The following is a 25,574-nucleotide window of genomic DNA, read 5'->3' as shown; positions in this document are numbered from 1 at the left end:
TCAGCGAACCTGAACCACCACCTTCCCGACGGCCTTGCGCTGGCCAAGATCATTGATCGCCTGCGCCGCATTGCTCAACGGATACACCTGCGATACCAGCGGCTTCAACTTGCCTTCGGCAAACCAGCCAAACAACTGCTGGAAGTTCGCCGCGTTGTCCTGTGGCTGGCGCTGGGCAAACGAGCCCCAGAACACGCCGACCACGGCGGCACCCTTGAGCAGGGCAAGGTTCACCGGGAGTTCGGGAATGCGTCCGCTGGCAAAGCCGACCACCAGCAAGCGACCGTTCCAGGCGATGGCGCGGACGGCCTGGTCGAACAGGTCGCCGCCGACCGGATCGTAGATGACGTCAGCACCCTGGCCATCGGTCAGGCGCTTGATTTCGTCCTTGAGGCTGGTTTCGCTGTAGTTGATCAGCTCGTCAGCGCCGGCGGCCTTGGCCACGGCGAGTTTTTCTGCGCTGCTGGCGGCGGCGATCACCCGGGCGCCCATGGCTTTGCCGATTTCCACTGCGGCGAGGCCGACACCACCGGAAGCGCCGAGCACCAGCAGGGTTTCACCCGGTTGCAGGTTGCCGCGCTGCTTGAGGGCATGCATCGAGGTGCCGTAGGTCATGCTGAAGGCCGCGGCGGTGTTGAAGTCCATGGAGGCGGGGATGGGCAGCACGTTGTAGCCAGGCACTGCGATCTGTTCAGCGAAACTGCCCCAGCCGGTCAGGGCCATGACTCGGTCGCCGACCTTCAGGTGGCTGACCTTTTCACCCACCGCACTGACCACGCCAGCCGCTTCGCCGCCTGGGGAGAACGGGAAGGGCGGTTTGAACTGGTACTTGCCCTCGATGATCAGCGTGTCCGGGAAGTTCACCCCGGCGGCGTGCACGTCCAGCAGGATTTCATTCTTCTTCGCGACAGGACTGGCGACGTCTTCCAGCACCAGCGATTCGGCAGGGCCGAAGGCTTTGCACAGCACGGCTTTCATCAGGGCTATTCCTTTTGGAGTGATGGCCGATAAGTGTAGGTGTGTGAGTTAACGGGTCAACGAGCATGCCCGGCCCTGATAGTCCGCCATAAGCTTGTGCTTGAGCGGCGGGTCGTTATGCTAGGCCGCAAACCGGATGAGGAAGCAATTGTGAAAGCGTGGATCATGTTGATGCTGGCCCTGTCCCTGCCTGTGGCAGCGGTGGCCGAAGAAGCGGCGGAAAATGCAGCGCCGAAGGTCAATTACATCACCCTGAGCCCGCCATTTGTGGGTAACTACGGGCTGGACGGTACGCCCAAGCTCAAAGTCTACAAGGCTGACGTGGCGTTGCGAGTCACCGGTGACGAGGCGGCCAAAGCGGTCAAGGCCAACGAGCCGCTGATCCGTAATCAGCTGGTGGCGCTGTTTGCCCAGCAGACCACCGAGACGATGAACAACGTCGAGGCCAAGGAAAAGTTGCGTCAGGAAGCGCTCAAGCAAACCCAGCAGATCATGAATGACGAAACCGGCAAGCCGGTGGTTGAGGACCTGTTATTCAACAACCTCATTATCCAGTAGTGCTGGATTCTGTAGGAGCCGGCTTGCTGGCGATAGCGCCCTCGAATTCGCCATCGCCAGCAAGCCGGCTCCTACAATGTTGATGTCCATTCAGCGCAGCGCAATCACCGCCGCCCACTGCTCAGCCGTCACTGGCATCACTGAAAGCCGCGAACCCTTTTGCACCAATGGCATCTCCGCCAGCGCCGTCTGCTGTTTCAGGTAGTCCAGCTTCAACACTCGTGAAAACGTCTCGACATGCGCCACATCGATCGCGCTCCAGGCGTTTTTCTCAGGCGTTGCCTTTGGATCGTAATAATGACTTTCCGGCTCCAGCGCCGTCGGGTCCGGATACGCGGCTTCGACAATTTTGCCGATCCCGGCAATGCCCGGTTCGGGGCAGCTGGAGTGATAGAAGAAGAACTCGTCCCCCACCGCCATGGCCCGCAGAAAGTTACGCGCCTGATAGTTGCGAACCCCGTCCCAGCGAGCTTTTCCGAGCTTCTCCAGGCCTTTGATCGAGAGCTCGTCGGGCTCGGATTTCATCAGCCAATAGGCCATGGTTTGGCTCCTTGCGAGGTGTGTGGACAGGTTGTCCGGCAATTTTATGACAAACCGACAGTCGGTTGACGCCACCATTTGCGTGACGGTTCACGTTGTCGCAAAATGCCGGCCTTTAAAGCTTGACGCTGCTGCACGGCCTACAAAACGGAAACCGCTGCTGTCATCGTATTGATATGCCTTTGGGGGGCAGTCGATGAAACGCAAACCGGATTTACTATGGATTTTGGTTATTTTGTTTGGCCTTGGTGTCGTTACTACCGGCTATGCCCAAAGCCTGTGGGCCAACAAGATCGATGCGCCGGTTGAGATCTCTCCGTTGCAGCAACAGTCGACTGCTTTCAAACGCTGATCTTTTCTTTCTGACGCCGCTGACGTGCAGTGGCGTCTAGCCCGCGTAGTACCAGGCCTTGTCCGTCACCGTTCCTTGCAACGGCACATCCCAGCTCGCCTGAGCCAGTCGCTCTACCTTCTGACATTCATGGGCCAGACCCAACAGCGTTGGCTTGCGCCAGTCGTTTCGGCGCGTCAGGTAAGCCAGGCTTCGATCATAGAAGCCACCGCCCATGCCCAGTCGCCCGCCAACATCGTCAAACCCTACCAACGGTAACAAGACCAGATCCAGCGCCCAGACTTTACGTTGCCGGGCGAGGTTGTGCCTTGGCTCCAGAATACGGAATCGATTGGGCCTGAGTTTTTCGCCGGGGCGGATACGCTGGAACACCATTTTGGTTCGCGGCCAGGCGCTGAGCACCGGTAGATAGGTGGCCTTGCCCCGGCGTTGGGCGGCACGCAGCAGCAGGCGCGGGTCGATTTCACCGTCGGTGGGCAGATAAAGAGAAATGTGTTTGGCGCGTCGGAACAGCGGTTGCTGGGCCAGCTGCTTATACAACCCGCAAGCCGCTTGGCGCTGCTGGCTGGGTGTCAGTGCGCGGCGGGCCTTGCGCAGCATGCGTCGAAGTTGCGGGCGGGGAAGCAGCGCAGGTTCGTTCATGTATTCGGGCCGGCAGTACGGAAAGGTAAATCGTATCTTCTGTAGAAAAGCGAATCCATAAAAAAGCCGATGCCGGTATAAAAACCGGCATCGGCTAGGAATCAGGCTCCCCGAATGTGCCGCTATCGACTTAGCCCTTGAACCCGAGAGTTCAAGGTGGAAGACGCAGTAGGCTTTAAGGCTTTCCGTCTAGCGGACATGCACACCAGCCCAACGTGCAACTTCCAGGGCATAGCAAATCGGCTCAGGGACGTCGTCAACTGGCAAACACCCCAGGGAGTGATGGGAGTATACCCCATGCGCCGCAGCGAATCAGCCTTTGGTGACGTCCGGATCGGTGGCAAGGACCAGATCGACGCGATCGAGCAGGTCGCGCACCTGTTCACGGGTCGAGCCGCTGGCCTGGATGTCCGGGCGTTGTTCCTTGTGGAGCAGGTCGTGAGTGATGTTCAACGCGGCCATGACGGCGATGCGGTCGGCGCCGATGACTTTGCCGCTGCTGCGGATCTCGCGCATCTTGCCGTCCAGGTAACGGGCGGCACTCACCAGATTGCTGCGCTCTTCCTGTGGGCAAATGATCGAATATTCTTTGTCGAGGATCTGCACGGTGACGCTATTGCTTGAACTCATGAGTCTTGCTCCAGGGCCTTGAGGCGCGAAATCATCGATTCGACCTTACGCCGGGCGATTTCGTTTTTTTCAATGAGGTGAGCGCGTTCCTCGCGCCAGGTCTTTTCCTGAGCTAGTAAGAGTGCATTTTGACTCTTAAGTTGCTCGACTCGGGTAATCAGCAGCTCGAGTCTGGCCATCAGCGCTTGCAGGTCGGTGTCTTCCATTGTGTCCACTGTTTCGTCTGATGGGTGGTAGCTGGCAGTCCATTGTAGGAGCGAGCATGCTCGCGATGAACCCAAGAAGTGCCGCGGAGTGTCAGGAACCCAGCGTTATCGTTGGCGACCATCGCGAGCATGCTCGCTCCTACAGGGGTAGTCGATGTAGGATACAAGGCCTTCATTCTAGACATAGCGCCGTCTGGCGCCTAGCTACCCATGCCCATTCAGAATTCTCCGTACCAAGCCTTCGCCACCCTGCTGACTTCCAGCGGTCATCCTGTCTCGCCTGCCGAACTGCACGGCCTGTTGCTCGGCCGCAGCTGCGCCGGTGCCGGTTTCGATGCCGAGGGCTGGCTGATCGATGCCGCCGAACTGCTTGAAAGCGAGCCGCAGGACAACGTTCGCGCCGCTCTGATCGGCCTGCAAGAGATGGTCAAGGGCGAGCTCACCGGCGACGACGTGACCGTCGTCCTGCTGCTGCCGAGCGACGATGCCCCGCTGGCCGAACGCGCCGCGGCACTGGGCCAGTGGTGCCAGGGCTTCCTCAGCGGTTTCGGTTTGAACTGCCGCGACAGCAGCATGTTGAGTGCCGAGGCAACCGAAGTGTTGCAGGACCTGGCTGCCATTTCCCAGGTGCAAGACGCCCTGGAAGAGTCCGAAGATGGCGAAACCGACTACATGGAAGTCATGGAGTACCTGCGCGTCGCGCCGTTGTTGCTGTTCTCCGAAACCCGGAAAGCCGACGAGCCGGCGGCTGCCAAACCGTCGTTGCACTGATCAAAGCCAGGGAACGCCATCTGCCCATGATTCATATCCCGAAATCGGAATACAGCCGTCGCCGAAAGGCCCTGATGGCGCAGATGGAACCCAACAGCATTGCCATCCTGCCCGCCGCCGCGGTGGCCATTCGCAACCGCGATGTCGAACACGTCTATCGCCAGGACAGTGACTTTCAGTACCTCAGTGGTTTCCCAGAGCCGCAGGCTGTGCTGGTCCTGATGCCGGGGCGCGCGCATGGCGAATACATCCTATTCTGCCGCGAACGCAACGCCGAGCGTGAGTTGTGGGACGGTCTGCGCGCAGGGCAGGAGGGCGCGATCCGCGACTATGGCGCCGATGATGCCTTCCCGATCACGGACATCGACGACATCCTGCCCGGCCTGATCGAAGGCCGTGACCGGGTGTATTCGGCCATGGGCAGCAACCCGGAATTCGACCGGCACTTGATGGAGTGGATCAACGTGATCCGTTCCAAGGCCAATCTCGGTGCCCAGCCACCGAACGAATACGTTGCCCTGGATCATCTGCTGCATGACATGCGCCTGTATAAATCTGCGGCAGAAGTGAAAGTGATGCGCGAGGCTGCACGGATTTCCGCCCAGGCCCACGTGCGTGCGATGCAGGCCAGCCGCGCCGGTTTGTATGAGTACAGCCTGGAAGCCGAACTTGATTACGAGTTCCGCAAGGGCGGGGCCAAGATGCCGGCCTATGGCTCGATCGTCGCCGCTGGGCGCAACAGTTGCATCCTGCATTACCAGCAGAATGACGCCGTGCTCAAGGACGGTGATCTGGTATTGATCGATGCCGGTTGCGAGATTGATTGCTATGCCAGCGACATCACCCGCACCTGGCCGGTCAATGGCAAATATTCTGCGGAGCAGAAGGCGATCTACGAACTGGTACTGGCTGCCCAGGAAGCCGCGTTTGCCGAAATCGCCCCGAACAAGCACTGGAACCAGGCCCACGAAGCCACGGTTCGGGTGATCACCACCGGTCTGGTCGAGTTGGGTTTGCTGCAGGGCGACGTCAAGGAACTGATCGCCAGCGAAGCCTATAAGGCGTTCTACATGCACCGCGCCGGGCATTGGCTGGGCATGGATGTGCATGACGTGGGCGAGTACCGGGTCGGCGGTGAATGGCGCGTACTGGAAGTCGGCATGGCGCTGACTGTCGAACCGGGGATCTACATCGCCCCGGACAACCAGAAAGTGGCCAAGAAATGGCGCGGCATTGGCGTGCGCATTGAGGACGATGTTGTGGTCACCAAAAACGGCTGTGAGATTCTGACCGGCGGCGTCCCCAAAACGGTCGCCGAGATCGAGGCTTTGATGGCGCAAGCACGGACACAAGCGGCATGAATCGAGTCAATCTGGCGATTATCGGGGGAGGGCTGGTGGGTGCCAGCCTGGCAATGGCATTGCAGGCAGGGGCCAAGGCCCGTGGCTGGAAGATCGTGCTGATCGAACCCTTTGCGCCCGGCGACACCTACCAGCCCAGCTACGATGCGCGTTCCACGGCATTGTCCTTTGGTGCTCGACAGATTTATCAGCGTCTGGGTGTCTGGCAGGCCATCTCCCGTCGTGCCGAACCGATCAAGCAGATTCACGTCTCCGACCGTGGGCGCTTTTCCACGGCGCGACTGTCGGCGATGGAAGAGGGTGTCCCGGCGTTGGGCTACGTGGTGGAAAACGCCTGGCTCGGCCAATGCCTATGGCAAGGTCTGGACCAGGACGTGGTCAGTTGGCGTTGCCCGGCGGAAGTGACTCGCCTGGAGCCGCTCACCGACGGCTATCGCTTGATGCTCAATGATGAAACCACGCTCGAGTGCGACCTCGCGGTGCTGGCTGATGGCGGCCGCTCCGGTCTGCGCGAGCAGTTGGGCATCGGTATCAGAAAGCGTCCGTATAACCAGAGCGCGCTGATCGCCAACATCACCCCGAGCGAAGCGCACAACGGCATGGCATTCGAGCGTTTCACCGACGACGGCCCGATGGCGTTGCTGCCACTGCCGGACAATCGCTGCGCCCTGGTCTGGACCCGTCTGGGCATGGACGCGCAACGCTTGGCGACTCTTGATGAACACAGTTTCCTCAACGAATTGCAGAGCGTATTCGGCTATCGCCTCGGCACACTGAAGCAGGTCGGTGCCCGGCATCTGTACCCGCTGTCGCTGGTGGAGGCCGAAGAGCAAGTGCGTCCGCACTTGGCGATACTGGGCAACGCCGCCCACAGCCTGCACCCGATTGCCGGTCAGGGCTTCAACCTGTCCCTGCGCGATGCCCAGGCGTTGGCCGATGCGTTGCTCGCCAGCGAACGGGCATTGGGGGACTTCGCGACTCTGCAGGCCTATCGCGAAGGGCAGCGCCTGGACCAGAACCTCACTGTCGGCTTCTCCGATCAGGTCACGCGCTTGTTCGGCAGCAAACAGCCACTGGTTTCGCTGGGGCGCAATCTCGGCTTGCTCGGCCTGGATCTGCTGCCGCCGGCCAAGCGCTGGTTCGCTCGACAAGCCATGGGCCTGGGTACACGCCCCGATGTATAAGTGGCTGACCAACACCTTTGGCAAGGCACGGTTGATGCGCTGGTTCATGAACCTCTACCCGCCATATTTTGGCGCCGGGGTTCGGGTGCAACACATCAGCGATGATTTTCGCGATGTCCGGGTGACCATGGGCCTGGGTTGGTACAACCGCAATTACGTCGGTACACAGTTCGGCGGCAGCCTGTACTCGATGGTCGACCCGTTCTTCATGCTGATGCTGATGGAAAACCTGGGGCGCCACTACATCGTCTGGGACCGGGCCGCCGACATTGATTTCATTGCGCCCGGCAAAGGCCCGGTGTTCGCCCGATTCAACATCGATGACACCCTGCTCGACGAAATCCGTCGGCAGACGGCTGGTGGCGACAAATACCTGCCGCAATTGCAGGTCGATATTCACGACGCCGCCGGCCACCTGGTGGCGCGCGTCGGAAAAACCCTTTACGTGCGGCTCAAGCCGCAATCGAGACAGGCTTAAAGCATGGACATGCGCGCAGATCTGCTGATTGTCGGGGCCGGAATGGTCGGCAGCGCCTTGGCGTTGGCGTTACAGGGCAGTGGGCTGGAAGTCCTGCTGCTGGACGGCAGCCCGATGAGCGTCAAACCCTTTGATGCCCAGGCCTCGTTCGAGCCGCGGGTCAGTGCCTTGTCGATTGCCAGCCAGCGCATTCTGGAGCGCCTGGGTGTCTGGGACGGCATCGCCGGCCGACGCAGCAGTCCGTACAGCGACATGCAGGTCTGGGATGGCAGCGGCACCGGGCAAATCCACTTTTCGGCGGCCAGCGTGCATGCCGATGTGTTGGGTCACATCGTTGAAAACCGCGTGGTGCAGGATGCCTTGCTCGACCGTTTACACGACTGTGATCTCGGTCTGCTGGCCAACGCCCGTCTGGAGCAAATGCGTCGCTCCGGCGACGACTGGCTGCTGACCCTGGCCGATGGCCGGACCTTGCGCGCGCCGCTGGTGATCGCGGCCGATGGTGCCAACTCGGCGGTTCGGCGCCTGACCGGCGTCGCGACGCGGGAGTGGGATTACCTGCACCACGCGATCGTCACCAGCGTGCGCTGCTCGAAACCTCATCAAATGACGGCCTGGCAGCGCTTTACCGATAACGGCCCCTTGGCGTTCCTGCCGCTGGAGCGCGATGGCCAGCAGGACTGGTGCTCAATCGTCTGGTCGACCACCCCGAGTGAAGCCGAGCGTGTGATGGCGCTGGATGACGAAGGCTTCTGTCGTGAACTGGAGCGTGCCTTTGAAGGTCGACTCGGCAGTGTGCTCAGTGCCGACCCGCGTCTGTGCGTGCCGCTGCGCCAGCGTCACGCCAAGCGGTACGTGGCAGAAGGCTTGGCGCTGATCGGCGATGCGGCCCACACCATTCACCCGTTGGCCGGGCAGGGTGTGAACCTCGGTTTCCTCGATGCTGCGGTACTGGCCGAGGTGTTGCTGCAGGCTGCCGCACGAGGCGAGCGACTGGCGGAAGTGAAGGTGCTCAGCCGCTACGAGCGCCGCCGCATGCCCCACAACCTGGCACTGATGGCGGCCATGGAAGGTTTCGAGCGCTTGTTCCAGGCCGACCCATTGCCGGTGCGCTGGTTGCGCAATGCCGGGTTGAAAATGGTCGACCAGATGCCCGAGGCCAAGGCGTTGTTTGTGCGCGAGGCGCTGGGGCTGACTGGGGATTTGCCGGCGCTGGCCAAGGCCTGACGGCCTCTGTTGATGCGGATGGCCTCTTCGCGGGCAAGCCTCGCTCCTACGGGATTTGTATGTGCCGTGAGAATGACGTATGACCTGTAGGAGCGAGGCTCGCCCGCGAAGGCGTCGGCACAACCACCACACATTTCAACCATGCAACATCTGGTAACTCCTCCGCGAACTGTTTGATTGAGAAGCTAAATGTGAGTCCTTATCATTTGGCCTCATTTTTTCAATCGAGGGATCGCTCCCATGTTGGCACCGAAGCGTCTACTGACCGCACTGGCCCTGACCCTTATCGGCAGCACTACTGCCCAGGCCGCCGACGAGGTGGTGGTCTACTCCTCGCGCATCGATGAGCTGATCAAACCGGTCTTCGATGCCTACACCGCCAAGACCGGCGTGCAGGTGAAGTTCATCACCGACAAGGAAGCGCCGCTGATGCAGCGGATCAAGGCCGAGGGCGAGAATGCCGTTGCCGACCTGCTGCTGACGGTCGATGCCGGTAACCTTTGGCAAGCCGAGCAGATGGGCATTCTCCAGCCCTTCACCTCGAAAACCATCGACACCAACATCCCCCTGCAATACCGCGCCGCCTCTCACGCCTGGACCGGCCTGAGCCTGCGGGCGCGGACCATCGCCTATTCCACCGATCGCGTGAAACCGGGCGAACTGACCACCTACGAAGCGCTGGCCGACAAAAACTGGGAAGGCCGCCTGTGCCTGCGCACGGCGAAGAAGGTCTACAACCAGTCCCTGACCGCCACCATGATCGAAACCCATGGCGCCGAGAAAACCGAGAAGATCCTCAAGGGCTGGGTCAACAACCTGTCCACCGACGTATTCTCCGACGACGTTGCGGTGCTGGAAGCCATCAATGCCGGTCAGTGCGACGTCGGTATCGTCAACACCTACTACTATGGTCGCCTGCACAAGCAGAAACCCGACCTGCCGGTGAAACTGTTCTGGCCAAACCAGGCGGACCGTGGCGTACACGTCAATCTGTCGGGCATCGGCCTGACCAAGCACGCCCCGCACCCGGAAGCCGCCAAGGCCCTGGTAGAGTGGATGACCACCCCTGAAGCGCAGAAGATTTTCGCTGACGTGAACCAGGAATTCCCGGCCAATCCGACGGTGAAACCCTCCGCGGAAGTCGCCGCCTGGGGCGAGTTCATCCCCGATACCTTGCCTGTTGAAGTCGCTGGTAAACGCCAGGCCGAGGCGATTCGCATGATGGACCGGGCTGGCTGGAACTGACACAGGTAGTTAAAGAGCAAAAGATCGCAGCCTTCGGCAGCTCCTACAAGGTGATTACAGGCCCTATGTAGGAGCTGCCGCAGGCTGCGATCTTTTTGCATTTTCCCTACACTCCGATATTTCACGGGAGCTTTTCCTTGGCCCACCCCGCCCAACGCCGCTGGTATCCCCTGGTCTTCGCCATCGCTGCGCTGGTCCTGCTGCCCCTGAGTGTCTTGCTGCTGTCCTGGCAATCCATTGATCTACAGATCTGGTCCCACTTGTGGGACACACAGATGCCGCGTCTGCTGGGCAACACCCTGACCCTGGTGTTCGGCGTCGGTGTCGGTGTAACGGTCCTCGGTGTGAGCCTGGCCTGGCTCACCAGCCTCTGTGAGTTCCCCGGCAGGCGCTGGCTGGACTGGGCGTTGATGCTGCCGTTTGCCATTCCCGCCTACGTGCTGGCCTTTGTCTTCGTGGGGCTGTTGGATTTCGCCGGTCCCGTGCAAACCCTGCTGCGCGAGTGGTTTGGCACGGGCCTGCGACTGCCGCGCGTGCGTTCCACGGGCGGGGTGATCCTGGTTCTGGTGCTGGTGTTCTACCCCTATGTATACCTGCTGGCACGCACCGCCTTCCTGGCGCAGGGCAAAGGCCTGATGGAAGCGGCTCGAGTGCTGGGACAATCGCCGTGGCAGGCGTTCTGGCGGGTGGCCATGCCCATGGCGCGTCCCGCCATCGGAGCCGGTGTCGCGTTGGCGTTGATGGAAACCCTGGCGGATTTTGGCGCGGTGTCCGTGTTCAACTTCGACACCTTCACCACCGCGATCTACAAGACCTGGTACGGGTTTTTCAGCCTCTCCAGCGCCGCACAGCTGGCCAGTCTGTTGCTGTTGGTGGTGATGGTGGTGCTGTACGGCGAGCGGCGTGCGCGTGGCGCCAATCGGGCGAGTAACGAACGGCCACGGGTCAAGGCGTTGTATCACCTGCATGGCTTCAAGGCATTGTTGGCCATGGTTTGGTGCGGTCTGGTGTTCGCCTGCGCCTTTGTCATTCCGATGCTGCAATTGCTGGTGTGGTTCTGGCAGCGTGGGCGCTTCGATCTGGATGAGCGTTACGCCGGCCTGATTCTTCACACCTTGTACCTGGGCGCCATGGCCGCGTTGATCACCGTCAGTGTTGCCCTGATTTTGGCGTTTGCCCGACGCCTGGCGCCAACCCAAGGCATTCGCGCCGGGGTCAGCCTGGCCAATCTTGGCTATGCCTTGCCCGGTTCGGTGCTGGCGGTCTCGATCATGCTGGCCTTCAGTTACCTGGACCGCGAGCTGGTGATTCCGCTCTCCGCTTGGCTCGGTGGCGCCGGTAAACCGTTGCTGTTGGGCAGTCTGTCGGCGTTGCTGCTGGCCTATCTGGTGCGCTTCATCGCCGTGGCTTACGGGCCGCTCGAAAGCAGTCTGGCGCGTATACGGCCATCTTTGCCCGAAGCGGCACGTAGCCTCGGCGTCAGCGGGCCGCGACTGTTTTTCAAAGTGTATCTACCGTTATTGCTGCCCGGTTCGTTGAGCGCAGCGCTGCTGGTGTTTGTCGATGTGCTCAAGGAAATGCCCGCGACCCTGCTGATGCGCCCGTTTGGCTGGGATACGCTGGCGGTGCGTATCTTCGAAATGACCAGCGAAGGTGAGTGGGCGAGGGCGTCGTTGCCGGCCCTGACCCTGGTTTTGGTCGGGCTGTTACCGGTCATCGGATTGATCCGACGTTCGGCACATCGAAACAGCTAGGTGTCAGTCCTACACCTTGCGGCTACAATGCGCGGCATTCGGTGCGGTCCGTCTGACAGACAAGGTAGTAGAAGTCGGCTCGAAGCCTTTTGTTTAAAGGTTTTTACTCGATAGAGCACTCGCCCGCACCTTCGCCACGCCCGGAAGGAGAAACCCATGGGACAGCGTACGCCTCTGTATGACCTTCATCTCGCTCTCGGCGCGAAGATGGTCGATTTTGGCGGTTGGGATATGCCTTTGCATTATGGCTCGCAGGTCGAGGAGCACCACGCGGTGCGCCGCGATTGCGGTGTTTTTGATGTATCCCACATGACCGTGATCGATGTCGACGGCCCCCAGGCCAAGGCCTGGCTTCAGCATTTGCTGGCCAATGACGTCGAACGCCTGCACAGCGCCGGCCGTGCCTTGTACAGCACCATGCTTAACGAGCGCGGCGGCATCGTCGACGACATGATCGTTTACCGCCTGGACGAGGGTTATCGTCTGGTGGTCAACGCCTCCACCCGCGATCAGGATCTGGCGTGGATGCAGGCCCATCTCGACGGATTCAAATTACGACTCATCGAGCGTTCCGAGCTGGCGATGCTGGCCATTCAAGGCCCCCACGCCCGGCAAAAGGTGGCCGAACTGGTGAACCAGTCCCGGGGCAATCTGATCCAGCTACTCAAGCCTTTCGAAGGCCAGCCTGACGGCGACTGGTTCATTGCGCGTACCGGCTACACCGGTGAAGACGGTCTGGAAATCATCCTGCCGGCCGCTCAGGCACCCGGTTTTTTCAACGACCTGGTGGGCGCAGGCATTTCTCCGATCGGTCTTGGCGCGCGGGACACCTTGCGGGTCGAAGCCGGCATGAACCTGTATGGCCAGGACATCAATCTAGATGTTTCACCGCTGGCCTCCAACATGGCCTGGAGCATTGCCTGGGAACCGGCCACTCGCCAGTTCATCGGGCGCACGGCGCTCGAGGCCGAACAGGCCGCTGGCGTACAGCACAAATTGGTCGGTTTGGTCCTTGAGGAGCGCGGGGTTTTACGCGCTCATCAAGTGGTCCGTATCGCCGATGTTGGCGAAGGGGAGATCACCAGTGGTAGTTTCTCTCCTACGCTTAGCAAATCGATTGCACTGGCGCGCGTGCCAACGGCCACTGCCGACCGTGCGGAAGTGGAAATCCGTGGCAAGTGGTACCCGGTCCGAGTGGTCAAACCGACCTTCGTACGCCATGGCAAAACCTTGATCTAACCTTTTCTGGCGGCAATGACCGCTGACAATTTCCTGAGGACACAGAACATGAGCGATATCCCTGCCGACCTGCGTTTTGCCGAAAGTCACGAATGGGCACGCCTGGAAGCCGATGGCACCGTCACCGTGGGCATCAGCGATCACGCGCAGGAAGCGCTGGGTGATGTGGTATTCGTCGAGTTGACCGAAGTTGGCAACGTATTTGCTGCTCAAGATCAGGCGGGTGTCGTTGAATCGGTGAAGGCCGCTTCTGACATCTACTCCCCGATTGCCGGTGAAGTGATTGCGATCAACGAAGCGCTGAGTGGTGAGCCTGAGTTGCTCAACTCCGACCCTTACGGTGCGTGGATCTTCAAGCTCAAGCCAAGCAACCCGGCCGAGCTTGAAAAACTGCTGGATGCCGCCGGTTACAAGGCCGCCATCGGCGAATAACCGCTCGTCCCGTGTAGGCGCTGCCGAAGGCTGCGATCTTTTGATCTTATGAACGAAGATCAAAAGATCGTCCGAACGCGGCCCGAGCCTTCGGCAGCTCCTACACAGGTCTATTTACGGCTTTAGTACAGCCTTCACAGCCGCTACCGAACGCTCGACATCCGCCTTGCTCATCGCCGTGAACATCGGCAGTGAAACGATCAGGCGGCCGACCCGCTCGGCGACCGGGAACATGCCTTCCTTGAATCCGCGCTCGCGGTAAAGGCTCAGCAGGTGAATTGGCGGGTAGTGATAGCCGATCCCGACACCCAATGCCTGCATCTGCTCCATGAAAGTCGCCCGCGCCGGTTTGCCATCCTTACGCTCCGGCAGTACCAGCTGGAACAAGTGCCAGTTGCTCTGGGTGAAATCCGCTGGAGGCAGTTGCGCTCCGTACTGCGTTTCGAAGTCCTCGCCAAAGCAGGCGAAATAGTGACGGGCCAGGTCACGGCGATGAGCGGTGATCGCTTCGATATGAGCAAATTGCCCCAGGCCAATGGCGGCGGCGACATCGGTCATGTTGAACTTGCCACCCAGCACATCGACGTCCAGGCCATCGAAGCCGCTGCGGGTAACGCCCTGCAGCCGGTATTTTTCCGCTAGCCGTACTTCTTCGGGTGTATTGAGCACCAGGCAACCGCCCTCGGAGGAGGTGACGTTTTTGTTCGCCTGGAAACTGAAGGACACGAAATCACCGGTCGAGCCAATGCGCTGGCCGTTCCAGCTGGAGCCCAATGCCTGGGCCGCATCTTCGACGATCCGCAGGTCGTGCTTTTTCGCCAGGGCGTACAACCGCGTCATGTCCACGGGCAACCCGGCGAGATACACCGGGATGATGGCCTTGGTACGGGGGGTAATCGCCGCTTCCAGTTGATCCAGATCGATATTGCGGGTCACCGGGTCGATGTCGGCAAACACCGGAGTGGCGCCGACCTCCAGGATGACGTTGGCGGTGGCCACCCAGGAAATCGGCGTGGTGATCACTTCATCACCTGGCCCGATCCCGGCAATTCGCAAGGCGATTTCCATGGTGCAGGTGCCGGAATTGAAGGTGCGCACCGGGCGCCCGCCGAAATACTCCGAGAGTTGCGCTTCGAAGGCCTGGACCTTCGGGCCGCTGGTGATCCAGCCCGAGCGCAATACGTCGCCGACGGCGGCAATCGTGGTTTCATCGATGGTGGGTTTGGAAAACGGTAGGAATGGCAGTTGGCTCATGGATACAAATCACCCGATCAGCGGACATTGGATTAGCGCCGGACATGATGATCCGGATTGGTCGACAGCGCCACGTCATCCATGAGGATATCGACTGCTATGCTGGTTTGACCGTGTTACATCGACGCTGAGCGCCAGCCAAGAGAGAGCCCGTCATGTCCCAGTTGCCGTCCCTGAGCCAGTTACACGACCCCAATGCCTTTCTTCGCCGTCACCTCGGGCCGGATGCTGCCGAGCAGCAGGCCATGCTCGACAGCCTTGGCCTCGGCAGCCGGGTCGAGCTGATCGAACAGACGGTACCGCCGGGTATTCGCCTCAATCGCGCGCTGGACCTGCCGCCGGCGCTCGATGAAGAAGCCGCGCTAGCCAAGCTGCGAGGCTACGCCGAACAGAACCAGGTCTGGACCAGCCTGATCGGCATGGGCTATCACGGCACCCTCACGCCAGCCGTCATTCTGCGCAACGTGCTGGAAAACCCCGGCTGGTACACCGCTTACACGCCATATCAACCGGAAATCGCCCAGGGTCGGCTCGAAGCGCTGTTGAATTTCCAGCAATTGACCATCGACCTCACAGGGCTGGAACTGGCCAATGCCTCGTTGCTGGACGAAGCCACGGCGGCGGCAGAGGCCATGGCCCTGGCCAAGCGGGTCGCCAAGTCGAAAAGCAATCTGTTCTTTGTCGATGAAAACTGCCATCCGCAAACCATTTCCGTGGTGCAGACCCGCGCCGAAGGCTTCGGCTTCGAGCTGATCATCGACGCGGTGGATAACTTGAAGCAGCACCAGGTGTTTGGCGCACTGCTGCAATATCCCGACACCCACGGCGAAATTCGCGATCTGAAGCCGTTGATCGATCACTTGCATGCCCAGCAAGCGCTGGCCTGTGTGGCGACCGACCTGTTGAGTTTGCTGTTGCTGACACCGCCGGGTGAACTCGGTGCAGACGTGGTGTTCGGCTCCTCCCAGCGTTTCGGCGTACCCATGGGTTACGGCGGACCGCATGCCGCGTTTTTTGCCAGCCGCGACGAGTACAAGCGGGCGATTCCCGGGCGGATCATCGGCGTGTCGAAAGATGCCCGTGGCAACGTCGCCCTGCGCATGGCCCTGCAAACCCGCGAGCAACATATTCGTCGGGAAAAGGCCAACTCGAACATCTGTACCGCACAAGTGCTGCTGGCCAACATTGCCAGTTTCTACGCGGTCTACCACGGTCCGGAAGGGCTCAAGCGCATTGCCCAAAAGGTGCACCGACTGACCTGCATCCTCGCCGCTGGCCTTGAGCGCAAGGGCATCACGCGGCTCAACCAGCACTTCTTCGACACCCTGACCCTGGACGTCGGCGGCACCCAGACCGCGATCATCGAAAGCGCCCGCGCCGCGCAGATCAACTTGCGTATTCTCGGGCGTGGGCAATTGGGTCTGAGTCTTGATGAAGCCTGCGACGAAACTACTGTGGCCCGGCTGTTCGATGTGTTCCTCGGTGCCGACCATGGGCTCAAGGTCGAGGAGCTGGACGCTGAAAATCTGACTGGGGGTATTCCTGCTGCGTTGGCGCGAACCTCGCCTTATTTGCGCCATCCGGTGTTCAGCGCCCATCACAGCGAAACCGAGATGTTGCGCTACCTCAAGCAGCTGGAAAACAAGGATCTGGCGCTCAATCAGTCAATGATTCCGCTGGGCTCCTGCACCATGAAGCTCAACGCTACCAGCGAGATGATCCCGATTACCTGGCCGCAATTTGCCAACTTGCATCCATTCGCGCCGAAAGAGCAGGCCGTCGGCTATTCATTGATGATTGAAGAACTGGAGCGTTGGCTTTGCGCGATCACCGGGTTCGATGCGATCTGCATGCAGCCCAACTCCGGCGCCCAGGGCGAATACGCGGGGCTGCTGGCGATTCGCAAATACCATGAGAGCCGCCAGCAGGGAGGGCGGGATATCTGTCTGATTCCATCTTCCGCCCACGGCACCAACCCGGCCTCGGCGCAAATGGCCGGGATGCGTGTGGTGATTGTCGAGTGCGACGAAGCGGGCAACGTCGACCTGGAAGACCTGAAAGAAAAAGCCGAGCAGGCTGGCGATAAGCTCGCCTGCTTGATGGCGACCTATCCGTCGACCCACGGCGTGTACGAGGAAGGCATCAGCGAAATCTGCGAAGTGATCCACAGCCACGGCGGCCAGGTGTACATGGACGGCGCCAATCTCAATGCCCAAGTCGGGCTGGCACGCCCCGCGGACATTGGCGCCGATGTCTCGCACATGAACTTGCACAAAACCTTCTGCATTCCCCATGGCGGTGGCGGGCCGGGCATGGGGCCGATTGGCGTGCGCGCACACCTGGCGCCATTCGTGGCCAATCACCCGGTGGTGTCGATCGAGGGGCCGCTGGCGCAGAACGGTGCTGTCAGCGCCGCGCCGTGGGGCAGTGCGAGTATCCTGCCGATCAGTTGGATGTACATCGCCATGATGGGTCCGCAACTGGCGGACGCCAGCGAGGTGGCGATCCTTGCGGCGAATTACCTGGCGCGTCACCTGTCCGGAGCCTTCCCGGTGCTCTACACCGGACGCAACGAGCGAGTGGCCCACGAATGCATTCTTGATTTGCGTCCACTCAAGACATTGACCGGCATCACAGAGGAAGACGTTGCCAAGCGCCTGATGGACTATGGCTTCCATGCGCCGACCATGTCGTTTCCCGTGCCGGGTACCTTGATGGTCGAGCCGACCGAGAGTGAGTCGAAGGCGGAACTGGACCGCTTCATCGGCGCGATGCTGAGCATCCGCGCGGAGATCACTGAGGTGCAAAACGGCAACTGGCCGGCGGAAGACAATCCGCTCAAACGTGCGCCGCATACCTTGGCGGACATCACCGGGATTTGGGAGCGGCCTTATAGCATCGAACAAGGTGTGACGCCGGATGCTCACACCAAGGCCCACAAGTACTGGCCGGCGGTGAACCGGGTGGACAATGTTTACGGGGACAGGAACCTGTTCTGTGCCTGCGTGCCGCTGGATGAATACCGATAGGCGAAAAATCAAAAGATCGCAGCCTTCGGCAGCTCCTACAATTGAAACGCGAACCCCTGTAGGAGCTGCCGAAGGCTGCGATCTTTTCCACAGACAAAAAAATGCCGCTCCTGTGAGCGGCATTTTCGTTCGGCAAGGGCGCTTATTCCGAAGCCACGGCATTCTTCGCCAAAATCGCGTTCGCCAACTCCATGTCCGTGGCCTGCAGGCCTGGATTGTCGGCGCGGACTTTCTGCATCGCCGCTTCCAGATAAGGGCCGCGAATGCCGCCGTCACTGGCGACGAAGCTGCCGGCATCGTCCTGGGCCGCGACGATCAGCTTGTTATCCTTGAACGTCAAGTAAGTCGAACCGGTGGTAACACCGGAGGAAATGACGTTACGCCAAAAGCTATCAGCCATCGCCGAGCCGACAGGCAAGGACATCAGGGCGAGGGTGGCGACAGCAAGTTTGAAACGCATGATGGGTGACTCCACTGTTTAATCTACGCCCTTGGATTGCCTCCCCCTGACCGAGTTCCATGAGGCCGTGTCTACTTCTGCTCGCTCTGCGGCGTCACGCGCAGCACCTCTTCGACCGTGGTCAAACCAGCCGCCACCTTCTGCGCCCCCGACAATCTCAGGCTGCGCATGCCCTCCTTGAATGCCTGACGCCGCACCGCCAGCAAGTCGGTGTCGGGATTGATCAGCGCCTTGAGACCATCGCTCAATTGCATGATCTCGTACACCCCCGCGCGACCGTGATAGCCGGTGTCGCGGCACTCCAGGCAGCCGATGGCCCGTTGTGCATTGGCGGGCGGGGGCGCCTGCCAGGGTCGAGTCAGGGTTTGCCAGTCTTCTTCGCCCAGGGTTTGCGGGGCCTTGCAGTGCGGGCAGAGGGTTCGTACCAGCCGCTGGGCCATGACCCCGAGTACGGTGGCCTTGATCAGGTAATGCGGCACGCCCAGTTCCAGCAGGCGGCTGATGGCGCTCGGCGCATCGTTGGTGTGCAGCGTCGACAGCACCAGGTGACCGGTCAGGGCGGCTTGGATCGCCATCTCGGCGGTTTCCAAATCGCGAATCTCACCGATCATGATGATATCCGGGTCTTGCCGCATCAAGGCGCGTACCCCGGAGGCAAAAGTCAGGTCGATGTTGTGCTGGACCTGCATCTGGTTGAACGCCGGTTCGACCATCTCGATCGGGTCTTCGATGGTGCAGAGGTTGACCTCCGGCGTCGCCAGCTTCTTGAGCGTGGTGTACAGCGTGGTGGTCTTGCCGGAGCCTGTCGGTCCGGTAACCAGAATGATGCCGTTGGGCTGGCGGGTCATGTCCTGCCAGCGACGCAGGTCGTCGGCGGAAAACCCGAGCTGATCGAAGTCCTTTAGCAGCACCTCCGGGTCGAAAATCCGCATGACCATTTTTTCGCCGAAAGCGGTTGGCAAGGTCGACAGCCGCAACTCGACTTCACCGCCGTCCGGGGTCTTGGTCTTGACCCGGCCGTCCTGGGGTTTGCGCTTCTCCGCGACGTTCATCCGCCCCAGGCTTTTCAGGCGGCTGACGATGGCCATGGTCACCTGCGGCGGGAATTGATAGACATTGTGCAACACGCCGTCGATGCGAAAACGCACGGTGCCTTGTTCGCGCCGGGGCTCGATGTGGATATCGCTGGCGCGCTGTTGAAAGGCGTACTGGAACAGCCAGTCGACGATGTTGACGATGTGCGCGTCGTTGGCATCCGGCTCCTGATCGCTGGCGCCGAGATTGAGCAGCTGTTCGAAGTTGCCCAGGGTGTTGATCTGCTGATCGCCGTTGTTGGCCCCGGTGACCGATTTGGCCAGGCGAAAAAACTCCACGCACAAGCGCTGGATGTCCACGGGATTGGCCACCACGCGCTTGATCGGCAGCTTCAGCACATGGGTCAGGTCGGCTTCCCAGCCATTGACGTAGGGCTGGGCGCTCGCCACCGTCACGGCGTCACGGTCGATGGCTACCGCGAGAATCTTGTGGCGCTGGGCGAAGGCGTAGGACATCAGCGGTGTCACGGCCGCGACGTTGATTTTCAGCGGGTCGATACGCAGGTAAGGCTGGCCGGCCTGCTGCGACAGCCACAGGGTCAGGTTTTCCAGATCCAGGTGTTTGCCGGGGCGGCTGAGGTCGTCCAGCTGTTGGCTGGCGATGAATTCCAGCGGGTGCATCTGGCCATGGGCGGCGTTGCGGCGACGAGCATTGAGTGCGTGTTCGGCCGAGTCCTGGCTGATAAAACCCTGGGCGACCAGCTCGCGCAGCACATCGTTGAGATCCAGCCAGCGGTCCTGAATGGCGAGTTGAACGGACATGCGGGTTCCTTATGGGCAACAGTGCGCAAAGGATAGACGTGGCGCCACAGACCGTTGGGCCACTACCCGACGAAGCCGTATCGGTGTTTTTCAGCCTGTTGCCTGAGCGCCTTCTGCCCAAGCCAGGTCAGCGCTTTGCAGGTCCACTGAGCAGACGCTGATCAGGTTACGCAATTTTTCTGCAATCACCTGGGCGCGATGCCAGCTCAAGCCGTCGATGACCACTTCAATCGCCAGCAGATCTTCCTGGCGCTGCACGCGTACCTGCTCGGGGGTGAGAAATTGCATGGCGAACAGGTTGAGTGCCCGGCAGAGCAAATCGGGCTCGGCTTCGGCGAGCAATTGGTACCGGACGCGGCAATGGCTGTTGTTGACGTTCCAGGCATCGGCGCGGGTGTTTACGGCTTGCAGGTGCGGCATGGTCGCTCTCCAAAATCACTGGAGAAAGTTTTACATTCGGTGCGCGGTATTTCTTATCTATGATGGTTCGAATGGCGACTATTTCGAATCATTTAATTCATCGAGTCATTGATTACAGGTTTTTTTATGCAAAGCGAGCTGGACGGCTACGACCGCAAGATTCTGGCATTGCTGCAGGAAGATGCCTCGCTCTCCAGTGCGCAGATCGCCGAGCAAGTGGGGCTTTCGCAATCACCGTGCTGGCGGCGTATTCAGCGGATGAAGGAGGAGGGGATCATTCGCGCTCAGGTGACCTTGCTCGACCGCAAGAAAATCGGCCTGAACACGCAGATTTTCGCCCAGGTCAAACTCAATGCCCACGGGCGTTCGAACTTCACGGAATTCACCGAGGCGATCCGTGGATTTCCCGAAGTGCTGGAGTGTTACGTGCTGATGGGGGCGGTGGATTTCATGCTGCGGATCGTGGCGGCGGACATCGAGGCGTATGAGCGTTTCTTCTTTGAGAAACTGTCGATGGTGCCGGGGATTCAGGAGGTGAACTCGATCGTGGCGTTGTCGGAGATCAAGTCGACCACCAGTTTGCCGGTTTAGGCAATTGTAGTGATTGTGCGGACGTCATCGCGGGCAAGCCTTGCTCCTACAGGTTTGAGTCGTCCGCCGGAATTGGGGACGACACCGACACTGTAGGAGCAAAGCTTGCTCGCGATTGCGGTATTACAGGCGCAGCAACATCTTCCAGGCACGATTCTGATAAACCGCAATCGCCTGCTGCTTGCGCGCATCGAGCAATTCGTCAGTGATCGTTGGTTCGTTGGCCAACTGCGCCAGTTTGTTCAGCTCGCCATACAGGCGATCCATTTCCGGGATGTCCAGCACGTTGCGCGCGTGGTGCAGCCAGGCCTGGATGCGTTCGATACGCGGCAGTTGCTCGGCCAGGTCTTCCGGTTGCTGCTGGTAGCGTTGCAATTGCAGCGAGTTGGCTTCTTCGCCCAGCAGGCGCGGCAACCAGCTGCCCAGTTGCGCGGCGCCCTGGCGATTGCCACGGGTGTTGCGGTCGGCGGTCCAGGTGCGGGCCAGCAGCCAGCGCGAAGTGGTCAACGAGAACAGGCCCCAGCGCGGGTCTTCGAGTTCTTCGAGGAACTGCTCAGGCGCGGCCTTGCGCACGTCTTCATCTTCAGCGCCTACCTGTACCAGTGGACGCCAGTCTTCCAGCAAGGCATCAAGCGCGATGCGCAGGTCATGGGTCGATTGACGTGGCGCGGCCTGGCCCAGGCTGCTGACCAGTGCACGCAATTCGGCCAGGCTTTCCACCCAGTCTTGCAGCAGGCGCCAGTGGCCATTGAAGCGATACTGCTCGGCCAGGCGCTGACTGCTGCCCAGCAAATGCCAGCACAGCGCGGCGAAGGCGTCGTCCAGTGGGGTTTCGGCGGTGAGTTGCGGCGCCGGCAGGCTCAACGAATAGCTGTGGGCGTCATACAGGCGATAGCCGCGTTCGGCCTTGCTGATATCGCACGGCATCAGGGGCAGGGTTTCAGCCAGTTCGGCGGCCAGCTCCAGCAGCGCGGCAGGTTCACCTTCGCGCAGTTCCAGTTCCAGCTCGCAGATTTCTTCCTTCTGCTTGCCAACCACCACGTGGCCCAGGTCCAGAGCGGCTTCGATAACCACTTTGGTCTTGCCACGGCCCCAGGCGATTTCGGCGCGTTCGCGAACGAAGTCGGTGGTGAAGATCGGCTTCAGGGTTTTCTTGTCCAGGTCGGCCAGTGCTTCGGGCCAGCATTCGCCGTCGAGTTTCTTCACGTCGAGCTTGGCTTTGGGCAGGTGCCAGTCGTACTCGTTGCGCTCGGACAAACCGGCGACGCTCTGGCCACGGGTCTTGAGGGTCTGAATCACTTCTTCGCCATCCTTGCGCAGGCGCAGGGCGACTTTGGCGTGGGCCAGGTCGCGCTCGGGGGTGTCGAAGTACTGGTTCATCAACTCACGGCGTTCCCAGCCACTTTTGTTGCGTTTTTTCAGTAAAGGGTGCTCGCGCAGGGCGGCGAGGGTTTCGCGGCTGACGCGGAGTTTGATTTCGGTTTCTTTCTGCATGGCCGGAAAATCCAGGATCGGGAGCGCAGCCGGGGGAATGTGTGGCTGCCAAGGTCGTGCAGTGTACAGCACTGCGCCGCGACGGTTTATTCCTGTCGCAAGATGGCTCTATGATGAACTTCAATCCGGGAGTGGGAGCCAGCGATGCCTTTGCCGTCCATGAAAGATCAGTTCGCTGCACTGATCGCTGCACCGTCCGTCAGTTGCACCCAGGCGAGCCTCGATCAGACCAACCGTCCGGTGATCGACCTGTTGGCCGCGTGGCTCGGCGACCTGGGTTTTGCCTGTGACATCCAGCAGGTCAGCCCCGGTAAGTTCAACTTGCTGGCCAGTTTCGGCAGTGGCCCCGGTGGCCTGGTGTTGGCCGGGCACAGCGACACCGTGCCGTTCGACGGTGCGCTGTGGCAGACCGATCCTTTGAAGCTTACCGAAGTCGATGGCCGCTGGATTGGCTTGGGCGTTTGCGACATGAAGAGCTTTTTCGCCCTCGCCATCGAAGCGGTCAAACCACTGCTCGATCAACCCTTCAAACAACCGCTGCTGATCCTCGCCACTTGCGACGAAGAAAGCTCGATGTCCGGTGCCCGGGCGTTGGCTGAAGCGGGACGGCCGCTGGGGCGGGCGGCGGTGATCGGCGAGCCGACCGGGCTCAAACCGATTCGCATGCACAAAGGCATCATGATGGAGCGCATCGACATCCTGGGGCAGAGCGGTCACTCCTCGGACCCGCGACTGGGTCACAGCGCTCTGGAAGCCATGCACGATGCCATCGGTGAGCTGCGCGGTCTGCGATTGCTGTGGCAGCGTGAATTTCGCAATCCGCAATTCAGTGTGCCGACCCCGACGATGAACTTTGGCTGCATTCATGGCGGCGACAACCCCAACCGCATTTGCGGCCAGTGTTCGCTGGAATTCGACCTGCGACCCCTGCCGGGCATGGACCCCAAGGTCCTTCGAGCGGAGATCCTGCAGAAGCTCAAGCCGATTGCCGAGCGGCATCAGGTCAAGATCGATTACGCGCCGCTGTTCCCCGCCGTGCCGCCGTTCGAACAGGCTGAAGACGCAGAGCTGGTACGAATCGCCGAAAAGCTCACCGGCCACAGCGCCGAAGCGGTGGCATTCGGCACCGAAGCGCCTTATCTTCAGCGTCTTGGCTGTGAAACAGTGGTGTTAGGCCCCGGCGATATCGCCTGCGCCCACCAACCGGGGGAATTCCTCGAAATGTCACGTTTGCAGCCTACGGTGCATCTACTACGACAGTTGATTGAACATTACTGCCTGACACCGGCCTCCGCCGGTTGAACGCACCCCTTGTAGGAGCTGCCGAAGGCTGCGATCTTTTGATCTTGCTTCAAAAAACCAGGATCAAAAGATCGCAGCCTTCGGCAGCTCCTACAGGGGGACGAAGTTAAATTGCCGGTAACCCAACCCGTATTCATGAGGAGAGCGCGCGTGTCGCCAAGCCTGTTCCGACGATAACCATCAGCCCGCTGTGCGTTTTCTGTTTTGCCCTTTTTTCGGCTGCTATTTATTACAGGCCCAGGTTCATGCCCGAATACGTCAATTGGCTTCGCCACGCTTCGCCTTATATCAACGCCCACCGCGATTGCACCTTCGTCGTCATGCTGCCCGGCGACGGCGTTGAACACCCCAACTTCGGCAATATCGTCCACGACCTGGTGCTGCTGCACAGCCTGGGTGTGCGGCTGGTGCTGGTCCACGGTTCGCGCCCGCAAATCGAAGCGCGCCTGGCCGCCCGTGGCCTGATCCCGCATTACCATCACGGCATGCGCATCACCGATGCCGCGACCCTTGAATGTGTGATTGATGCCGTGGGTCAACTGCGCATTGCCATCGAAGCGCGGCTGTCGATGGACATGGCCTCGTCGCCGATGCAGGGTTCGCGTCTGCGGGTGGCCAGCGGCAATCTGGTCACCGCGCGGCCGATTGGCGTGCTTGAAGGTGTCGACTATCACCACACCGGCGAAGTGCGCCGGGTCGACCGCAAGGGCATCAATCGCCTGCTGGACGAGCGCTCCATCGTCTTGCTGTCGCCGTTGGGTTACTCGCCGACCGGTGAAATCTTCAACCTCGCCTGCGAAGACGTCGCCACCCGCGCGGCCATCGACCTGGGTGCGGACAAGCTGCTGCTGTTCGGCGCTGAAGAAGGCTTGATCGATGAGCACGGGCGACTGGTCCGTGAGTTGCGTCCGCAACAGGTGCCGGCGCATTTGCAGCGTCTGGGCAGCAACTATCAAGCGGAGCTGCTGGATGCCGCGGCCGAGGCTTGCCGTGGCGGCGTGGCTCGCAGCCACATCGTCAGCTACGCCGAAGACGGTGCGCTGCTGACCGAACTCTTCACCCGTGACGGTGGCGGTACGCTGGTCGCTCAAGAGCAATTCGAGGTGGTGCGCGAAGCGGCCATTGAAGACGTCGGTGGCTTACTGGACCTGATCAGCCCGTTGGAGGAACAGGGGATTCTGGTGCGCCGTTCCCGCGAGGTACTGGAGCGCGAGATCGAGCAGTTCAGTGTGGTCGAGCGTGAAGGGATGATCATCGCCTGTGCGGCGTTGTATCAGATTGCCGATTCGGATGCCGGTGAACTGGCGTGCCTGGCGGTGAACCCGGAGTACCGTCATGGCGGTCGGGGCGATGAACTGCTGGAGCGCATTGAAACCCGTGCTCGGGCCCAGGGCTTGAAAACCTTGTTCGTCCTCACCACCCGCACGGCTCACTGGTTCCGTGAACGCGGCTTTGCGCCCAGCAGTGTCGAGCGCCTGCCGTCGGCGCGGGCGTCGCTGTACAACTATCAGCGTAATTCCAAAATCTTCGAAAAAACCCTTTGATCACTCGATCCTTGTAGGAGCCGGCTT

At 60.7% G+C, this 25,574-nt stretch carries 25 protein-coding genes and 1 other RNA gene; 15 read left to right on the top strand and 11 right to left on the bottom strand.

Translation table 11 applies throughout. The features are described from left to right. The gene (locus ABTV22_RS28900) at window positions 1-978 is read right to left on the bottom strand and encodes an NADPH:quinone oxidoreductase family protein (protein ID WP_433737746.1); all 978 of its coding nucleotides are present in this window, start codon (window positions 976-978) and stop codon (window positions 1-3) included. Window positions 979-1,128: 150 nt separating this feature from the next. Here ABTV22_RS28900 and ABTV22_RS28895 point away from each other — a divergent pair, with 150 nt between their 5' ends. Beyond that, on the top strand, window positions 1,129-1,536 hold the full coding sequence (locus ABTV22_RS28895) for a flagellar basal body-associated protein FliL (RefSeq protein ID WP_433737745.1): 408 nt from the start codon (window positions 1,129-1,131) through the stop codon (window positions 1,534-1,536). A 90-nt stretch (window positions 1,537-1,626) separates the two neighbouring features. Here the strand turns inward: ABTV22_RS28895 and ABTV22_RS28890 are convergent, their stop codons facing one another. Further along, on the bottom strand, window positions 1,627-2,076 hold the full coding sequence (locus ABTV22_RS28890) for an EVE domain-containing protein (RefSeq protein WP_433737744.1): 450 nt from the start codon (window positions 2,074-2,076) through the stop codon (window positions 1,627-1,629). 196 nt (window positions 2,077-2,272) lie between these two features. Between ABTV22_RS28890 and ABTV22_RS28885 the strand changes: the two genes are divergently transcribed. Next, window positions 2,273-2,428, top strand: a complete 156-nt coding sequence (locus tag ABTV22_RS28885) for a hypothetical protein (protein ID WP_191623060.1) — start codon at window positions 2,273-2,275, stop codon at window positions 2,426-2,428. Window positions 2,429-2,464: 36 nt separating this feature from the next. Here the strand turns inward: ABTV22_RS28885 and ABTV22_RS28880 are convergent, their stop codons facing one another. From ABTV22_RS28880 to ABTV22_RS28865, 4 genes are all read right to left on the bottom strand, one after another. Next, complete coding sequence (locus ABTV22_RS28880; protein ID WP_433737743.1) at window positions 2,465-3,070, bottom strand: 5-formyltetrahydrofolate cyclo-ligase; 606 nt, start codon at window positions 3,068-3,070, stop codon at window positions 2,465-2,467. Window positions 3,071-3,173: 103 nt separating this feature from the next. Next, window positions 3,174-3,352: non-coding RNA, 6S RNA (gene ssrS / locus ABTV22_RS28875), on the bottom strand. 30 nt (window positions 3,353-3,382) lie between these two features. Beyond that, window positions 3,383-3,700 carry a cell division protein ZapA gene (locus ABTV22_RS28870; RefSeq protein ID WP_433737742.1) on the bottom strand — a complete coding sequence of 106 codons (318 nt, stop codon included), beginning with the start codon at window positions 3,698-3,700 and terminating at the stop codon, window positions 3,383-3,385. Continuing rightward, window positions 3,697-3,906, bottom strand: a complete 210-nt coding sequence (locus tag ABTV22_RS28865; RefSeq protein WP_007940359.1) for a TIGR02449 family protein — start codon at window positions 3,904-3,906, stop codon at window positions 3,697-3,699. Before ABTV22_RS28865 ends, ABTV22_RS28870 begins: the two co-directional genes overlap by 4 nt. Before the next feature lie 210 nt (window positions 3,907-4,116). Here ABTV22_RS28865 and ABTV22_RS28860 point away from each other — a divergent pair, with 210 nt between their 5' ends. The 9 genes from ABTV22_RS28860 to gcvH all read left to right on the top strand — a co-directional run bounded on the left by ABTV22_RS28860 (window position 4,117) and on the right by gcvH (window position 13,597). Then, window positions 4,117-4,677 carry a YecA family protein gene (locus tag ABTV22_RS28860; RefSeq protein ID WP_433737741.1) on the top strand — a complete coding sequence of 187 codons (561 nt, stop codon included), beginning with the start codon at window positions 4,117-4,119 and terminating at the stop codon, window positions 4,675-4,677. Between the two features lie 26 nt (window positions 4,678-4,703). Further along, window positions 4,704-6,038: a Xaa-Pro aminopeptidase gene (gene pepP / locus ABTV22_RS28855; RefSeq protein ID WP_433737740.1), complete on the top strand. Its 1,335-nt coding sequence runs from the start codon at window positions 4,704-4,706 to the stop codon at window positions 6,036-6,038. Beyond that, window positions 6,035-7,222, top strand: a complete 1,188-nt coding sequence (gene ubiH, locus ABTV22_RS28850; protein ID WP_433737739.1) for a 2-octaprenyl-6-methoxyphenyl hydroxylase — start codon at window positions 6,035-6,037, stop codon at window positions 7,220-7,222. Before pepP ends, ubiH begins: the two co-directional genes overlap by 4 nt. Beyond that, entirely contained in the window at window positions 7,215-7,700 is a 486-nt protein-coding gene (locus ABTV22_RS28845; protein ID WP_433737737.1) for a DUF4442 domain-containing protein, read from the top strand. The genes ubiH and ABTV22_RS28845 overlap by 8 nt, the downstream gene beginning before the upstream one ends. Window positions 7,701-7,709: 9 nt before the next feature. Then, window positions 7,710-8,927: a 2-octaprenyl-3-methyl-6-methoxy-1,4-benzoquinol hydroxylase gene (locus tag ABTV22_RS28840; protein ID WP_433741534.1), complete on the top strand. Its 1,218-nt coding sequence runs from the start codon at window positions 7,710-7,712 to the stop codon at window positions 8,925-8,927. Window positions 8,928-9,167: 240 nt separating this feature from the next. After that, the gene (locus tag ABTV22_RS28835) at window positions 9,168-10,172 is read left to right on the top strand and encodes an extracellular solute-binding protein (RefSeq protein ID WP_433737736.1); all 1,005 of its coding nucleotides are present in this window, start codon (window positions 9,168-9,170) and stop codon (window positions 10,170-10,172) included. 137 nt (window positions 10,173-10,309) lie between these two features. Continuing rightward, complete coding sequence (locus ABTV22_RS28830) at window positions 10,310-11,926, top strand: ABC transporter permease (protein WP_433737735.1); 1,617 nt, start codon at window positions 10,310-10,312, stop codon at window positions 11,924-11,926. Between the two features lie 156 nt (window positions 11,927-12,082). Next, window positions 12,083-13,165, top strand: a complete 1,083-nt coding sequence (gene gcvT / locus ABTV22_RS28825; protein WP_433737734.1) for a glycine cleavage system aminomethyltransferase GcvT — start codon at window positions 12,083-12,085, stop codon at window positions 13,163-13,165. Window positions 13,166-13,213: 48 nt separating this feature from the next. After that, window positions 13,214-13,597, top strand: a complete 384-nt coding sequence (gene gcvH, locus ABTV22_RS28820) for a glycine cleavage system protein GcvH (protein WP_433737733.1) — start codon at window positions 13,214-13,216, stop codon at window positions 13,595-13,597. Between the two features lie 114 nt (window positions 13,598-13,711). On the opposite strand, the gene ABTV22_RS28815 is transcribed toward gcvH, so the two are convergent. Then, window positions 13,712-14,851, bottom strand: a complete 1,140-nt coding sequence (locus ABTV22_RS28815) for a DegT/DnrJ/EryC1/StrS family aminotransferase (protein ID WP_433737732.1) — start codon at window positions 14,849-14,851, stop codon at window positions 13,712-13,714. Between the two features lie 155 nt (window positions 14,852-15,006). Here ABTV22_RS28815 and gcvP point away from each other — a divergent pair, with 155 nt between their 5' ends. Next, entirely contained in the window at window positions 15,007-17,880 is a 2,874-nt protein-coding gene (gene gcvP, locus ABTV22_RS28810; protein WP_433737731.1) for an aminomethyl-transferring glycine dehydrogenase, read from the top strand. Window positions 17,881-18,022: 142 nt separating this feature from the next. On the opposite strand, the gene ABTV22_RS28805 is transcribed toward gcvP, so the two are convergent. The 3 genes from ABTV22_RS28805 to ABTV22_RS28795 all read right to left on the bottom strand — a co-directional run bounded on the left by ABTV22_RS28805 (window position 18,023) and on the right by ABTV22_RS28795 (window position 20,616). Beyond that, window positions 18,023-18,343 carry a DUF2388 domain-containing protein gene (locus ABTV22_RS28805; RefSeq protein WP_433741532.1) on the bottom strand — a complete coding sequence of 107 codons (321 nt, stop codon included), beginning with the start codon at window positions 18,341-18,343 and terminating at the stop codon, window positions 18,023-18,025. A 68-nt stretch (window positions 18,344-18,411) separates the two neighbouring features. Further along, window positions 18,412-20,196: a GspE/PulE family protein gene (locus tag ABTV22_RS28800; RefSeq protein WP_433737730.1), complete on the bottom strand. Its 1,785-nt coding sequence runs from the start codon at window positions 20,194-20,196 to the stop codon at window positions 18,412-18,414. A 90-nt stretch (window positions 20,197-20,286) separates the two neighbouring features. Beyond that, window positions 20,287-20,616, bottom strand: coding sequence for a hypothetical protein (locus tag ABTV22_RS28795; RefSeq protein WP_433737729.1), 330 nt, complete (start codon window positions 20,614-20,616; stop codon window positions 20,287-20,289). 126 nt (window positions 20,617-20,742) lie between these two features. Between ABTV22_RS28795 and ABTV22_RS28790 the strand changes: the two genes are divergently transcribed. Further along, window positions 20,743-21,207 (top strand): Lrp/AsnC family transcriptional regulator, encoded by a 465-nt coding sequence (locus ABTV22_RS28790; RefSeq protein WP_095196284.1) that lies wholly within the window; start codon window positions 20,743-20,745, stop codon window positions 21,205-21,207. 123 nt (window positions 21,208-21,330) lie between these two features. On the opposite strand, the gene ABTV22_RS28785 is transcribed toward ABTV22_RS28790, so the two are convergent. Then, a complete protein-coding gene (locus ABTV22_RS28785; RefSeq protein WP_433737728.1) occupies window positions 21,331-22,701 on the bottom strand; it encodes an inorganic triphosphatase in 1,371 nt (456 codons plus the stop codon). A gap of 144 nt (window positions 22,702-22,845) precedes the next feature. On the opposite strand from ABTV22_RS28785, the gene argE reads away from it, so the two are divergent. Next, window positions 22,846-24,003, top strand: coding sequence for an acetylornithine deacetylase (gene argE, locus ABTV22_RS28780; RefSeq protein WP_433737726.1), 1,158 nt, complete (start codon window positions 22,846-22,848; stop codon window positions 24,001-24,003). 245 nt (window positions 24,004-24,248) lie between these two features. After that, complete coding sequence (gene argA, locus ABTV22_RS28775) at window positions 24,249-25,547, top strand: amino-acid N-acetyltransferase (RefSeq protein ID WP_433737725.1); 1,299 nt, start codon at window positions 24,249-24,251, stop codon at window positions 25,545-25,547. The last annotated feature ends 27 nt before the right edge of the window (window positions 25,548-25,574 follow it).

The sequence above is a fragment of the Pseudomonas putida genome, assembly GCF_050990305.1.
In the GTDB taxonomy this organism is placed as follows: Bacteria; Pseudomonadota; Gammaproteobacteria; order Pseudomonadales; family Pseudomonadaceae; genus Aquipseudomonas; species Aquipseudomonas putida_AH.
This window is presented reverse-complemented; position numbering and strand designations above follow the sequence as displayed.